The 13,388-nt window shown below is 62.8% G+C and carries 12 protein-coding genes and 1 pseudogene; 1 reads left to right on the top strand and 12 read right to left on the bottom strand.

Annotation, left to right across the window (positions count from 1 at the left end; all coding sequences use genetic code 11):
• Positions 1 to 88 precede the first annotated feature (88 nt).
• The 12 genes and pseudogenes from urtA to AC07SI_RS27105 all read right to left on the bottom strand — a co-directional run bounded on the left by urtA (position 89) and on the right by AC07SI_RS27105 (position 12,395).
• Positions 89 to 1,354 (bottom strand): urea ABC transporter substrate-binding protein, encoded by a 1,266-nt coding sequence (gene urtA / locus AC07SI_RS27050; protein WP_065900237.1) that lies wholly within the window; start codon positions 1,352 to 1,354, stop codon positions 89 to 91.
• Positions 1,355 to 1,628: 274 nt separating this feature from the next.
• Positions 1,629 to 2,639: a FecCD family ABC transporter permease gene (locus tag AC07SI_RS27055; protein ID WP_065900238.1), complete on the bottom strand. Its 1,011-nt coding sequence runs from the start codon at positions 2,637 to 2,639 to the stop codon at positions 1,629 to 1,631.
• Positions 2,636 to 3,583: an ABC transporter substrate-binding protein gene (locus tag AC07SI_RS27060; RefSeq protein WP_065900240.1), complete on the bottom strand. Its 948-nt coding sequence runs from the start codon at positions 3,581 to 3,583 to the stop codon at positions 2,636 to 2,638. Before AC07SI_RS27060 ends, AC07SI_RS27055 begins: the two co-directional genes overlap by 4 nt.
• Positions 3,580 to 4,368, bottom strand: coding sequence for an ABC transporter ATP-binding protein (locus AC07SI_RS27065; RefSeq protein WP_065900242.1), 789 nt, complete (start codon positions 4,366 to 4,368; stop codon positions 3,580 to 3,582). The genes AC07SI_RS27060 and AC07SI_RS27065 overlap by 4 nt, the downstream gene beginning before the upstream one ends.
• A 128-nt stretch (positions 4,369 to 4,496) precedes the next feature.
• Positions 4,497 to 6,604: pseudogene (locus tag AC07SI_RS27070) on the bottom strand (TonB-dependent receptor).
• Between the two features lie 152 nt (positions 6,605 to 6,756).
• A complete protein-coding gene (locus tag AC07SI_RS27075; protein WP_495006884.1) occupies positions 6,757 to 8,139 on the bottom strand; it encodes a PepSY-associated TM helix domain-containing protein in 1,383 nt (460 codons plus the stop codon).
• An 85-nt stretch (positions 8,140 to 8,224) separates the two neighbouring features.
• A complete protein-coding gene (locus AC07SI_RS27080; RefSeq protein ID WP_495006885.1) occupies positions 8,225 to 10,285 on the bottom strand; it encodes a TonB-dependent copper receptor in 2,061 nt (686 codons plus the stop codon).
• Positions 10,286 to 10,378: 93 nt separating this feature from the next.
• Positions 10,379 to 10,768, bottom strand: a complete 390-nt coding sequence (locus AC07SI_RS27085; RefSeq protein ID WP_495006886.1) for a DUF2946 domain-containing protein — start codon at positions 10,766 to 10,768, stop codon at positions 10,379 to 10,381.
• An 11-nt stretch (positions 10,769 to 10,779) separates the two neighbouring features.
• Positions 10,780 to 11,262 carry a copper chaperone PCu(A)C gene (locus AC07SI_RS27090; RefSeq protein ID WP_120447524.1) on the bottom strand — a complete coding sequence of 161 codons (483 nt, stop codon included), beginning with the start codon at positions 11,260 to 11,262 and terminating at the stop codon, positions 10,780 to 10,782.
• A gap of 47 nt (positions 11,263 to 11,309) precedes the next feature.
• The gene (locus AC07SI_RS27095; RefSeq protein WP_065900253.1) at positions 11,310 to 11,705 is read right to left on the bottom strand and encodes a DUF2946 domain-containing protein; all 396 of its coding nucleotides are present in this window, start codon (positions 11,703 to 11,705) and stop codon (positions 11,310 to 11,312) included.
• A 96-nt stretch (positions 11,706 to 11,801) separates the two neighbouring features.
• On the bottom strand, positions 11,802 to 12,089 hold the full coding sequence (locus tag AC07SI_RS27100; protein WP_120447525.1) for an addiction module antidote protein: 288 nt from the start codon (positions 12,087 to 12,089) through the stop codon (positions 11,802 to 11,804).
• A 3-nt stretch (positions 12,090 to 12,092) separates the two neighbouring features.
• Positions 12,093 to 12,395 (bottom strand): type II toxin-antitoxin system RelE/ParE family toxin, encoded by a 303-nt coding sequence (locus tag AC07SI_RS27105; protein WP_495006887.1) that lies wholly within the window; start codon positions 12,393 to 12,395, stop codon positions 12,093 to 12,095.
• A 519-nt stretch (positions 12,396 to 12,914) separates the two neighbouring features.
• On the opposite strand from AC07SI_RS27105, the gene AC07SI_RS27110 reads away from it, so the two are divergent.
• Complete coding sequence (locus AC07SI_RS27110) at positions 12,915 to 13,166, top strand: DUF6124 family protein (RefSeq protein WP_262133156.1); 252 nt, start codon at positions 12,915 to 12,917, stop codon at positions 13,164 to 13,166.
• The last annotated feature ends 222 nt before the right edge of the window (positions 13,167 to 13,388 follow it).

The raw sequence follows: 13,388 nt of genomic DNA on the forward strand, positions 1-13,388 counted from the left end.
CCCCCCCCCCCCCCCCCCCCCCCCCCCCCCCCCCCCCCCCCCCCCCCCCCCCCCCCCCCCCCGCTCCCACATTTAGACCGAGTCGGGCTTAGTTGCTCTTGACGGCGTAATCCGGCTTTTTGTCATTGCCAGGGATGTACGGGCTCCACGGTTGCGCGCGGATCGGCTCCTGGGTCTGCCAGACCACCGAGAATTGCCCGTCCGCCTGGATCTCGCCGATCATTACTGGCTTGTGCAGGTGGTGATTGGTCTTGTCCATGGTCAGGGTGAAGCCCGACGGCGCGGCGAAGGTCTGGCCGGCCAGCGCTTCACGCACTTTGTCGACATCGGTGGACTTGGCTTTCTCGACGGCCTGCGCCCACATATGGATGCCCACGTAGGTGGCTTCCATCGGGTCGTTGGTCACGGCTTTGTCCGCGCCCGGCAGGTTGTGTTTCTTGGCGTAGGCCTTCCAGTCGGCGACGAATTTGGTGTTCACCGGGTTCTCCACCGACTGGAAGTAGTTCCAGGCCGCGAGGTTGCCCACCAGCGGCTTGGTGTCGATGCCGCGCAGCTCTTCTTCACCCACCGAGAACGCCACCACCGGTACGTCGGTGGCCTTCAGGCCCTGGTTGGCCAGCTCTTTGTAGAACGGCACGTTGGAGTCGCCATTCACGGTGGAGATCACTGCCGTCTTGCCGCCGGCGGAGAACTTCTTGATGTTGGCGACGATGGTCTGGTAGTCGGCGTGGCCGAACGGGGTGTAGACCTCTTCGATGTCTTTGTCCGCTACACCTTTGGAATGCAGGAACGAGCGCAGGATCTTGTTGGTGGTGCGTGGGTACACGTAATCGGTGCCGAGCAGGAAGAAACGCTTGGCGCTGCCGCCTTCTTCGCTCATCAGGTATTCCACCGCCGGGATCGCTTGCTGGTTCGGCGCTGCACCGGTGTAGAACACGTTGGGCGACATCTCCTCACCCTCGTATTGCACCGGGTAGAACAGCAGGCCATTGAGCTCTTCGAACACCGGCAGCACCGATTTGCGCGACACCGAGGTCCAGCAGCCGAACACCACGGCGACCTTGTCCTGGGTCAGCAGCTGGCGGCCTTTCTCGGCGAACAGCGGCCAGTTGGAGGCGGGGTCGACGACCACCGGCTCGAGCATCTTGCCGTTCACCCCGCCCTTGGCGTTGATCTCGTCGATGGTCATCAGCGCCATGTCCTTGAGCGACGTTTCGGAGATGGCCATGGTCCCGGACAGCGAATGCAGGATGCCGACCTTGATGGTCTCGGCGGCCTGCACGGTCCAGGTCAGGCCCATGGCGGCAATGGATGCCGACAGGGTGAAAGCCTTGATCAAGCTGCGACGCTTCATGGTGCGATCTCCGTAAACGTTGGATTTTTTCTGAGGGCCGGATATGAACGTTAAAACGGTACTAGCAAAGGCTGTGCCCGATGACGCACCGCCCGGTTTTGCGGGGGCATACCTGCAGCTGGAGGGTTGTGCGCACCAAAAACGAGCGACCAGGCGGTGGCGGTGCAGGTGATGCGCCTAAAGAGTGCCGGGTGGCAAAGGCGCCTTGATAACCAAGCGGCGCCCCTCGCGATGAGTTGCAGGCCGCTGTCGCGACAGGGCTGCGTCTCGAGCCCTAGCGCTTGCGCATCAGGCCTATAAAGAACAGCCCGCCGATCGCCGCCGTGGCAATGCCGATCGGCAGGTCTTGCGGGGCGATCAGCGTGCGCGCGGCCACATCCACCCACACCAGGAACAGGCTGCCCAGCAAGGCGCAGACCGGCAGCAACCGGCGGTGCTCGGCGCCTACCAGGCGCCGGGCGATGTGCGGCACCATCAGCCCGACAAAACCGATGGAGCCGCTCACCGACACCAGCACGCCGGTCATCAATGAGGCGATCAGGAATACCCGCAGGCGCACGTTGCGGGCGTTCAGGCCAAGGGTCACGGCGGTCTGTTCGCCGGCCATCAGCGCATTCAGCGGCCGCGCCATGCCCACCAGCAGCATCAGCCCCAGCACCACCACGGCGGCAGGCACCATCAGCAGTTCCCAGCGCGCCAGGCCGAGGCCGCCGAGCATCCAGAACATCACCGCCGACGCGGCGCGATGGTCGCCCATGAACAGCAGCAGGTTGGCCGTCGCCATCATCACGAACGACACCGCCACACCGCACAGCAACAGGCGATCACTCTCCAGCCGGCCATTGCGACTCGCCACGGCCAGCACCACCAGCATGCTCACCAACGCACCGATAAATGCGGCGATGGGCAGGGTCAGCAGGCCGATGATTTCGCCGACATGCAGCACCACGATCACCGCGCCGAGCGTTGCGCCGGAGGTGACGCCCAGCAGGTGCGGATCCGCCAGCGGGTTGCGGGTGACGGCCTGCAATACCGCGCCGATCAACGCCAGGCCGGCGCCCACCAGCGCCCCGAGCAACATGCGCGGCACCCGGATCAGCCAGACGATGTGCTCCTGCCCGACCGGCCAGTTGACCTCGCCGAGTCCGAAGGCCTTGTACAACAAGACGCGCCACACCACGTCCACCGGCACCCGCGCCGGGCCGAAACCCAGGGAGAGCACGCAGGACACCAGCAACACCGCCCCGAGGGCGGCGAGCAGCAAGGCGTAGCGACGGGTGATCATTCGCCGTGGAACCCCTTGGCCAGGGTTTCGACGGCCAGCACGTTATCGATGCCGGGCGTGGCCTGCACGTAAGGGATCACGATAAAACGCTGGTTCTTGATCGCATCCACCGCCTGCAGTGCCGGGTTATTGAGCAGGAAGGCCTGCTTCTGGTCGGCGCTGACTTCGCTGTAGTCGACGATCACGATGACCTGCGGGTTGCGCTCGACCACGGTCTCCCAGTTGATGCGCGTCCAGCTGGCGTCGACGTCGTCGAGGATATTGCGCCCGCCTGCAGCCTCGATCAGTGCCTGGGGCATGCCCAGGCGGCCGGAGGTCATGGCGCGGTCTTCACCGCTGTCATAGAGGAACACGCGGGGTGTGTCGGCGGGCAGGTCCTTGCGCACCTCGGCGACCTGCGCCTGCATCTGGGCGATCAGGGCGTTGGCTCGGTCCTGCACGTCGAAGATCTTGCCCAGGTTGCGCAGGTCATTGTAGGTGTCGTCCAGGGTCGCGGCCGGGCGCTTCATGACAAAGGCGCACGACTCGGTCAGCTCATACACGTTGATGCCCAAGGGTTGCAGGGTTTGCGGCGTGAGGTCGCCGCCCACGCGCATGCCGTAGTCCCAGCCGGCGAAGAAGAAATCCACATTGGCGTTGAGCAGGGTTTCCACCGAGGGATATTTGCTAGCCAGCTCCGGCAGGCCATCGAGGGTCTGGGCCATTTGCGCGCTGACCGACTTCCATCCTGTCACGCCGCTGTAGCCGGCCATGCGTGGCTTGAGGCCCAGGGCGAGCATCATCTGGGTCATGTTGATGTCGTGGCTCACCGCATGCTGCGGCGCTTCCTGGAAGGTCACGTCGCGGTTGCAACTCTTGATGGTCACCGGGTAATGGGTCGCTTCGGCGAACGCTTGAGCCGTGCCGAGCAGCAGGGCGAGAGACAGCAGGGAGCGCAGGATCATGGTTGAGTTATCCAGGTGATTCGGGGGTAGCCGGACAAGGGATGGGTGTCGATCAGCGCCTCGACGCCGAACACGTCGCGCAGCAACTCGGCGGTGAGTACTTGATGGGGCGTGCCACTGGCGACGATGCGCCCGTGGTCGATCACATAGAGGCGGTCGCAAAAGGCGGCGGCGAGGTTCAGGTCGTGGATGCTGGCCAGGGTGCCGATGTTCAGGCGTTTCACCAGCCTTAAAAGCTCAAGCTGGTAGCGCGGGTCGAGGTGGTTGGTCGGCTCGTCGAGGATCAGCAGTTGCGGTTGCTGGGCCAATGCACGGGCCAGGATGACGCGCTGTTTTTCACCGCCCGAGAGCGTGCCGAACGCGTGGTCGTCAAAGCCCTGCATGCCCACCGACGCCAGCGCCTGTTGCACCAGTTGCTGGTCCTGCGGCGTGTCGCTGTCAAACAAACCCTTGTGGGGTGTGCGGCCCATGGCGACCACTTCATCCACGCGTAGGCCGAAGGCATCCGGAAACTCCTGCAACACCACGGCAATACGTTGCGCGCACCACTTGGCGCTTTGCTTCCACACGTTCCGATGGTCGAGCCGCACTTCACCGTGTTCCGGTTGGGTGAACCGGTAGGCGCAGCGCAACAGGCTGGTCTTGCCGCTGCCGTTGGGCCCGATCAGCCCGACAAATTCCCCCGCACCGACCTGCAGGCTGGCGTCACGCAGTTGGAACCGGTGATGGCAGCGGTCGTGACCCGGTGGGGTCCAGCCAAGCTGGGCGAGGGTGAGTGAAGTCATCGTTACTCTCTGGATCAACACAATTGAACGGTGGGGGCTGGCTTGCCTGCTATAGCAGGTTGTCTGGTCCAGATGCACTGCCTGAACCGCCGCCATCGCAGGCAAGCCAGCTCCCACATGGGGTTCCGCTAAAAGGTGTAGTCCGCCGTGACGAAGAACGAGCGCGGTTCACCGAGGATCCACTGTTGGCCGTCGTTGTACTGGCTGACGGCGTAGGTACGGTCGAACAGGTTGTTCAACTGCAGGCCCAGGGTGGTGTTGCGCAGTGCTTTCCACGAGACGCTGGCGTCGACCACGGTGTAGCTCGGCAACTCGTTCTGGTTGGCCATGTCGGCATACCGCGCATCGACATAACGCACACCGGCGCCGGCGCGGATATCGTCGGTCACGGCCTTGCTCAGCCACAGGTTGGCGGTGCGGCGCGGTACGTCCACCGGGCGGTTGCCGTCGCGCGATACCTGTACGCCGTCGACGTCCTGTTTGAAGTCGTCGTACTGCGCCCGCACGAAGGCGGCATTGGCTTGCAGTTGCCAAGCGTTCGGCAATTGCAGGTCGAGGCTGGCTTCCAGGCCATTGGACGATTGCTGGCCGACCTGCTGCTGTTGGTCCGGGTCGCCCGGCACGTCGGTGAGCAGTTTTTTCTTGACGATATGGTAGGCGGCCAGCGTCCATTCACCGCGTTGGTCCCAGAAGGTTTGCTTGATGCCGATCTCGCTTTGCTTGGCCGTCGACAGGTCGAACTGCTGCTGGCTCTTGCTCAGGGAAATCAAGCCGCCGACGCCGTCGGTGCTGGTGGCGTACTGGCCGTAGACCGACGTGTCCGGGGTGATCGCATACACCAGGCCGGCCTTCCAATTGTTGCCGGTGAGGGTCTTGTCGTTCTGGCTGCCGTCGCGCAAATCATCGCGATCAATGTGCGCGTAGTCACGGCGGATGCCGGTGACCAGCGACAGTTTATCGGTAAGTTGCAGGCGGTTTTCAGCGAAGCCGGCGACGGTCTTGGTGGTGGTGGCGAACACCGGTTTGAACGGGGAGTTACTGGCGAACTGTCCAGGCGCCGGGTGGTTCACGTCGATAGGTTGGCCACCGGTGAAGGTGTCTTCAAACGGGGTATTGCTGGCCAGGCGGAAGCGGATGCGGTTGTACTCCACGCCGGTCACGGTCTGGCTGTCGAGGCCGAACAGGGTGTGCTTGAAGGTGAAGGTCTGGCGATCACCGACCTGTTCCTGGTTGTGCTTGATGCCGAAGTTGCCGCTGCGGGTGAGTTGGCCGTCGGTGAAGTTGTAGTTCTCGGCGTTCTGCCAGCGACGCTGGTTCTTCAGGTAGTACAGCTCGTTGGTGGCGCTGACATGGTCGTTGATCTGCCACTCGCTGGTCAGGCGCGTCCACTGGTCGTTGTAGTGCTGGATGTCGTTGCTGACGTTGTAGTTCTTGTCGCGCAGGCCCTTGTGCAATTGGCCGTTGATCAGCGGGGTGCCGAAGTAGTTTTGCGGGCGCTGGTCGCCGTAGTCGCTGGCCAGGGTAAAGCTCAGGTTGTCTGCCGCCTGCCAGCGCAGCGCGCCGCTGACGAAGTCGCTGCTCGAGTCGCCACGATCGATGAAACCGTTGCTGCGCAGGCGATTGAGGTTCAAGCGATAGCTCAGGGTGTCGGTCAGCGAGCCGCCGCTGTCCAGGGCTTCCTGCTGGCGGTCGTAGGAGCCGTAGCCGAGGCGGATATGGTTTTCGATCTCGCCGCTGAAGGGTTTTTCGGCACGGTGTTGACCACCGCACCGGTGGCACCTTCGCCGTACAGCACCGAAGCCGGGCCGCGCAAAACGTCCACGCGCTCCACCGACCAGGTGTCCACCGGGAAGGTCGAGGTCCCCATGCCCATGTACATGCGGTTGCCGTCATACAGCTGCATCACCGAACCCTGGCCGGTAAAGCCACGGGCCGAGAGCGACGTGCCGCCGTCACCCGGCGAGCCGGTGCGGCTGATGCCGGTGGCGCGGGAAATCGCATCCTGCACGCTGGCGTCGCCGCGTTCGCGGATCTGCGTGCCGGTCTGGCTCTCGACGCTGCCCGGGGTTTGCAGGGCCGTGAGGTTCAGGCGGGAGCCGGCGGTGGTCGGCGTGTTCAGGTCGACGCGTTCGTCATCCACCGCAGGCGCGGTGACGGGGCTGGCGGGCAGGGTCAGGGCCTGGGCGCTGGTGTGCAGGGCGAGCAGGCACAGGCCGGACGCAAGGTACTTGTTCATCAGACGGAAAATCGCTTCTTCGAGGCGGTGCTCGCCGTAGGGGACGGCGAGCCGGGGTATGCAGTAAGTGTTATAAGTTAACACTTACTGCGTCGTGGGCGAAAGCCCGCGTAAGACTACATAACGCCTCTAAGTGGGGCATCTCGCCTAATTCATGCCGAACCTGAGGCGGATTCATGTGGGGCGAACAGCCGCGACAGCACCAGGCGATCCAGCACCCACACGACGATCAACGACGCGCCCACCAACGGGAAAACAATCGCCAGCCCGAGCATGATGACCATCGCGGTTTTCCACTTCGGCAGGTCATGGCGCAACGGCGGAACCCCCAGGCCGCCTGCAGGCCTGCGCTTCCACCAGATCACCACGCCGCTCACGGCGCTGAGCAGGATCATCAGGCAGATCAGCAGGACCACCAATTGGTTGATCCAGCCGAACATCTTGCCTTCGTGCAGCATCACCCCGGTTTCGGTGGCCCGCGCCACGCCGTTGTAGTGGTCCCAGCGCACATCGGCCAGGACCTTGCCGGTGTACTGGTCCACATGCAGGGTGGCGTCGTTGCGCGGGTCGTTGGCGAATACCGCGACGGTGAACACACCCTCGGCGGTGGTAGGAAAAGTAATGCTGTAGCCGGGCTCGACCTGGCGCGCATTGGCGAGGTCGACCACCTGTTGCAGGCGCAGGGTCGGCGCGGCAGGGCCTGAGTGCAGGCCGGCGTGATTCATGTGTTCGGCATGGTCGCCGGACATCGGCATCGGCGTGTTTTCCATGGCCCAGGGCACGGTCTGCTGGCTGGCGGTGTTGAGCACCCGCGCCTGCTGGTCGGACTGCGGCACGTTGTTCCACATGGCTGCCGGGAACGTGTTCCACAGGTCGGCGTATTGCTTGCCCCAGAAGCCGGTCCAGGTCATGCCGCTGAGCAGCATCACCAGCAAAAACGCCGCGCCCCAGAAGCCCGCGACTGCATGCAGGTCACGCCAGAACACGCGGCCACGGCTATTGAAACGCGGCCACAGCACCCCGGCCGATGATTTGCCACGCGGCCACCACAGGTACAGGCCCGACACCACCAGCATCACGCCCCAGCCGGCAGCGAGTTCCACCAGGCGATCACCGACGGTGCCGATCATCAACTCGCCATGCAGCGCGCGGGCGATGGCTTGCAGGTTGTTTTTTGCATCTTGTTCGCCGAGCACGGTGCCGCGATAGGGATCGACGAACACCGTGACTTCACGCCCACCGTCGTGCATCACGAATTGTGCGCTGCTGGTGGCGTCGGCCGGGGGCAGGTACTTGCTGATCTTGCCCTGGGGGAAAGCGGCCTGGGCGCGTTGCAGTTGCTCGTCTGCGCTCAACGCGTGCTCAGCGCTCTGGACCTTGAGCAGGTCGCCGTACATCAGCGGGTCGAGCTGGGGTTTGAACAGGTAGATGATGCCGGTCAGCGCCAGCAACACCATGAATGGGGCGACAAACAGGCCGGCGTAGAAATGCCAGCGCCAGGCCAGGTTGTAGAAGGATATCTTTTGAGTGGTCATCAGGTGCTCCGCACAGGCTCGTTGTTTATTGGGTGTAAACGCAGGACCTGAAGGCGCCGGCAAACCGGCTCCTGCAGGGTGTGCGTCAGAAGCTCATGTCCACCTTGGTCCAGAGCGTGCGCCCCGGTTCCTTGATGGCTTGCGGGTCGTTGGCGGGGTAGCCGAAGCCGGCGTTGCCCGCCAGGTTCAGATGCTCGGCGTAGGCCTTGCCAAACAGGTTGTCGACGCCGGTACTGACCTTGAAGTTTTTATTGATGCGGTACGCGGCGTTCAGCGAGAACACGCCGAAACCTGCGCTCTTGTCGAAGTCCTTGCCGACCACATTGCCCTTGTTCCGGTCGATACGGTTCTGCGCCGCAACCACGCGCCACAGGGCACCGGCGCTCCAGTCATCCTCGCTGTAAGTGAGGCCCAGGCGCGCATCCAGGGGCGGCATTTGCGGCAGGGCCTTTCCGTCGCTGCTGTTCTTGCCCCAGGCGTAGGCCAGGGTCGCGTCGGCCTTCCACTGGCGAGTCAGCTTGTAGACCGCGCCGAGTTCACCGCCCATGATCCGCGCGTCCACATTGCGTGCCTGGGAGGTGGTGCCCATCATTCCTGGCTGGTAGTCGAACAAGATGAAATCGCGGACCTGGCCGATGTATCCCGATGCCCAGGCTTCGAGGTCGGCGGTTTTATATTGGGCGCCGACGTCGAGTTGGGTGGTCTTCTCCGGCTTTATGCTGTCGAAGGCGTTGACTGAACCGGCCGGGCCGTTGTCCGGGGAAAACAGTTCCCAGTAATCGGCAAAGCGCTCGGCATGGCCCAGGCCTGCGTAGACGGTGGTCGGGCTGTCTGCCAGGTCGTGTTCAAAGCGCACGAAACCTGACGGCAAAGTGTCGGCGCGGGATTTGTCGGCGGTCGGGTTGGGGCTGGGCATCATGCCCGCATCGAGGGTTTGCCGGAAATCCTTGGCTGAGGCGCGGTCCAGGCGCGCCCCGGTGATCAGGCGGTCGCGGTCGGCGGCGTACCAGGTCAGTTCGCCGAATGCGCCGTAGTTGTGGAAGTTGGCGTCCTTGACCTTGGGCAAATCCTTGTAGGTATCGATACCCATGCTGCTGCGCTGGCGATGCTCGTTGGTCTGCGCATCCAGGCCGCCGATCAGTTGCACATCGGCCCAGCGCCAGGTGGCCTTGACCCGCGCACCGAGGGTGCGGCGGTCGACGTTGGCGGCCATGGGCCCGGCCATCATCCCGGTGCCGGAGGGCACGCGCAGGCTGTAGTTATCCATCACATGGTCGGCGTAGTTGTAGTAGACCTGGGCCTCGACCTTGTCCAGCACGGCGCCGATGTTGGACTTCTCGAAGCGCAGCCCCAGGCTTTCGCGCAGGAATTGCGAACCGTCCATGCCGCGTCCGGCGTAGCGCGCTTCGCCATCGCCGCGACCGGCGGTGAGTTCCAGCAGGGTGTCGGCGTCCGGGGTGAAGCCGACCGCGACGTCGCCATTCCACTTGTCGTAGCGCGAGGCGACGGTGTCGTGATTGCCGTCCTTGTAGTCGTCGGCATGCGCCTGGTTGCCGATCAACCGCACATAGCCAAGGGGCCCGCCGGCCGCCGCATCAATGACCTTGTCAAAGCGCCCGTTGGAGCCGGCCAGCACACTCGCGTTGAGGCGTGTACCGAGTGCGCCGAACTGCTCCGGCTCGCGCTCGAACAACACGGTACCGGCCGATGCGCCGGGGCCCCACAGCACGGTTTGCGGGCCCTTGATCACGGTGAGCTTGTCGTAGGTTTCCGGCGAAATGTAGGAGGTCGGCGCATCCATCCGACCCGGGCAGGCGCCGAGCATCATGCTGCCGTTGGTGAGGATATTCAGGCGCGAGCCGAACATGCCGCGCAGCACCGGGTCGCCATTGGTGCCGCCGTTGCGCACCAGGGCGAAGCCGGGGATGGTCTTGAGGTAGTCGCCGCCGTCGCTGGCGGGCACTGGCTGGCGCGGGTCCTTGGGGTTGGTGACCACGGTCAGCGGCGAGCTGGGGGCAATCGCGGTAATCACGGTGGGGCTCAGTTCATGCTCGTCGGCCTGGGCCTGTGGCGCCAGAAGTGCGCCGCATAAAACGGCGAGCACAGGGGTACATCCCATACGGGTGTCAGCAGAAAACCTGGACATGACAAATTCCATCAATCAATCGTAAACAACACGGCCAGCAGCCTGCGGCTGTCTGTCTAAAGTCGGCCGGGGTGAAGTAACGGTGCTCGGTGCCTACGAGACGATGGGCGGCGCGCGGCTGCGGGCGCCGGGGAAGATGCTCTGCCGGGCATGACCCAGGCGTGGGGCGGGGGTGAGGGCGTTGGCCGGCGGTGGGTTACCGAGGCTGAGGTAGGACACGCTGCCCGGCAGCGCGGGGCAACTGAACAGCAGGCTGCAATAGCCGCATTTTTCCCAGAGGACGTGATGTTCGTCGGCGGTTTTTTTCGGTTGCGGCTCGCCATGGCAGCTCGGCATGTCCATGGACATGCCGACGTGATGGTCCATCGGCATCGCCTGGGAAATCAGCGGACCGATAAAGATCATCAGCATGGCGAACAGGCTGATCCAACTGCCGCGCATCACGCGGTGGCGGGGGGACAACCTGGCGCGAGGGGCGCCCATCGAGTGTCTGCCTACTGGGCGTGCTTATGCTCGTTGGGGGCCGTCGGCGGCACTTTTTGCACCGACACTTCGACTTCGACCTTGCCGGCTTTTTCGAAGGTCAGGGTCAGCGGGAACTGTTTGCCATCGGCCAGCAGGCTGCGGTCCTTGAGGCCCAGCAGCATCACGTGATACGCCATCGGAGCGAAGGTCAGGTCGCCCTTGGCCGGCACCGCGACGCTGGGCACTTGCTGCATCTTCATCAAATCGCCCTGCATCACGTGCTCGTGCAACTCGGCTTTTTCCGCCACGGGCGTGTCGACGCTGAGCAGGCGGTCCGGTGTCTCGCCGGTGTTATGAATCACGAAATACGCCGCGACGGTCGGCGCATTCGGCGGCAACTCCTGGGACCAGGGATCGCTGACCAACAGGTCGCCGGCCTTGTAGTCATCGGCATTGGCAGCAACGCACACCGGCAGCAACAATGCAGCCAGAAGCAGGGAAGATTTGAGCATGGCAGTTCTCCAGAACGGTTCTAAACGCAGTTCACTTGCGAAGAAAATCAGACCGTCGGAGAGGCGCGGGGGTTGAGGCTTGGCCATTGCTGGCGCGGGGTAGGGTTACGCAATACCGGCGGCGGCAGGCTCTGCACCGCCTCGAACCGCGTGACATACAACTGCGGCACATGCCCCGGCAACGCCACCCACGGCGCCGAGCCCGAGCAACACCAGCAATGCTGCATGGTTGAGTGATCGTCCTGCTGCGGCGCTGGAATCTCCAGCTTGCCCAGGGCAATCGTCTTCAGGCTGGCGCCGTTGGACGAACAGAAACTGCCCCACAGCAACTGCTGCACCGGGTCCTGGGATTGTTGCATGGCACTGGCCATCGGCATGGCAAAGGCATTGAACAGCACTGCAAGGCAGGCGATCCAGGCAATTGCAAAGCGTTGACGGGCCATGGCGGACAATCCGTAGGGTTAAACGATCAGGGGGGTATTTAGCCTGATCGGGGGGGATAAGTAAAAAGGGGCGGTGTGGTTTGGTGTCGCAGTGGGTCAGACCGCCGTAGCGTGAAGCTTGAGGCCCAACGCTTTCATGACTTTCATGATAGTCGCGAACTCGGGATTGCCAGTGCTGGAAAGGGCTTTGTACAAACTTTCTCTTCCGAGTCCGGCGTCGCGGGCTACTTGGGTCATGCCTTGGGCGCGGGCGATGTTGTTGAGGGCTGAACGGATCAGAAGCCCGTCGCCCGCATCTTCTTCGAAGCACGCTTCAAGATATTCGGCCATATCCTCTGGGGTTTTTAGGTGCTCTGCCACGTCGAAGTCAGTGAATTCACTCATGAGTTACTCCGTTTTTTCAAAGTCTTCTGCAATTTGTTTTGCGCGCTGAATGTCACGTTTCTGAGTTGATTTGTCGCCGCCGATCAACAGCAGGTAGACCACCTCGCCTCTGCGAGTGAAATAGACCCTATAGCCAGGGCCATAGTGGATGCGCATTTCCAAAACACCATTTCCGAGTGCTTCGCAGTCTCCAAAGTTGCCCCATTGCGCGTTGTCCAACCTTGCCAGTACGCGTGCTCGCGCGGGTTTACTGCGTAACGAATCAAGCCATTCTAGAAAGTGTTTTGACTTCTTAAATTGAATCATCTTGGATCGTATTCCTTGGGATACAAGGTGGCAAGATGCGACGCGCTGCAAAAGCAGTGCATCCCCTTCGCGGAGGCTGATGCAAAACCGCGAGGGGGGAGGTTAGGGCGGGGGCTTTGGGCTGAACCAGCCAGGCGGCTCGGAAGTGTTTGTAGGGAGATTCTGCTTTTTAAGGGGAGGCGAAATCGGTGACCACCCGGGTGGTTATGCGTACAAACAGAAATTTCCGACAGGTCTTTGAGGTTGTCCCTAGGACACTCAATCTCTAGTCTCCGTACACCGCTGACAACTCAGCGGACGGGCGTCGCGGCCCGGATTCCTATTGGACACTGAGCGTCATCGTCTGCTTTCAGTTGGCGCTTTTTTATCGTCTACTGTGCGGCGCTATGGCGGCTGTACGCGGGATACCTTCGGGTATGCCGGGTTTCCTGAGGACCGGTCCGCGAACCTGCGTACAGCTGCCACCCCCTATCGCGTCGCGGCGATCAGTGGCAGCTCCATTTCCTTAGGAGTTCCACAATGATCAAACCCACCCCCAATCCTCCCATCCGGCTATTCACCGTGGCCGATGGAATCAGCACTGAAGACCTTTTGGTCAACCTCAGCGAAACACTCGCTTCAGCCAATGCACTGAGTTGCGACATTGCCTTCAACCTGGAAGGCGCACCGCGCGAGGAATTGCTTGGCGTTGCGCAGTTGATCGAGCTGGCGCAATTGCTCGCTGACCGTGTGCACGATGGTGTCGGACAGGCGACAGCCACGATGAACTGAAGACCCGCTGCAATCTGTAGGAGCCGGCTTGCCGGCGATGAGGCCATCGAGGTCGACGGCGGGTTTTCGGGCGTCATCGCTGGCAAGCCAGCGCCTACAGTGAATGCAGCGTCTGAAAGGTGAGGTACGCAATCAGAAATTTCCGACAGCTCATTAGGGGGGGTAGGAAGCTAAACCTCTTATATCCGTACACCGCTGCAAACTCAGCAGTCGGGAGTTGCG

The sequence above is a fragment of the Pseudomonas sp. GW821-FHT05D12 genome (assembly GCF_059419825.1).

What these genes read in the sequence shown, in the direction of transcription:
- AC07SI_RS27085 (WP_495006886.1), bottom strand. Translation starts at nt 10,768, where the DNA reads ATGGGCGCCCCTCGCGCCAGGTTGTCCCCCCGCCACCGCGTGATGCGC.
- AC07SI_RS27105 (WP_495006887.1), bottom strand. Translation starts at nt 12,395, where the DNA reads ATGATTCAATTTAAGAAGTCAAAACACTTTCTAGAATGGCTTGATTCG.
- AC07SI_RS27075 (WP_495006884.1), bottom strand. Translation starts at nt 8,139, where the DNA reads ATGACCACTCAAAAGATATCCTTCTACAACCTGGCCTGGCGCTGGCAT.
- AC07SI_RS27080 (WP_495006885.1), bottom strand. Translation starts at nt 10,285, where the DNA reads ATGTCCAGGTTTTCTGCTGACACCCGTATGGGATGTACCCCTGTGCTC.
- urtA (WP_065900237.1), bottom strand. Translation starts at nt 1,354, where the DNA reads ATGAAGCGTCGCAGCTTGATCAAGGCTTTCACCCTGTCGGCATCCATT.
- AC07SI_RS27095 (WP_065900253.1), bottom strand. Translation starts at nt 11,705, where the DNA reads ATGGCCCGTCAACGCTTTGCAATTGCCTGGATCGCCTGCCTTGCAGTG.
- AC07SI_RS27110 (WP_262133156.1), top strand. Translation starts at nt 12,915, where the DNA reads ATGATCAAACCCACCCCCAATCCTCCCATCCGGCTATTCACCGTGGCC.
- AC07SI_RS27060 (WP_065900240.1), bottom strand. Translation starts at nt 3,583, where the DNA reads ATGATCCTGCGCTCCCTGCTGTCTCTCGCCCTGCTGCTCGGCACGGCT.
- AC07SI_RS27100 (WP_120447525.1), bottom strand. Translation starts at nt 12,089, where the DNA reads ATGAGTGAATTCACTGACTTCGACGTGGCAGAGCACCTAAAAACCCCA.
- AC07SI_RS27090 (WP_120447524.1), bottom strand. Translation starts at nt 11,262, where the DNA reads ATGCTCAAATCTTCCCTGCTTCTGGCTGCATTGTTGCTGCCGGTGTGC.
- AC07SI_RS27055 (WP_065900238.1), bottom strand. Translation starts at nt 2,639, where the DNA reads ATGATCACCCGTCGCTACGCCTTGCTGCTCGCCGCCCTCGGGGCGGTG.
- AC07SI_RS27065 (WP_065900242.1), bottom strand. Translation starts at nt 4,368, where the DNA reads ATGACTTCACTCACCCTCGCCCAGCTTGGCTGGACCCCACCGGGTCAC.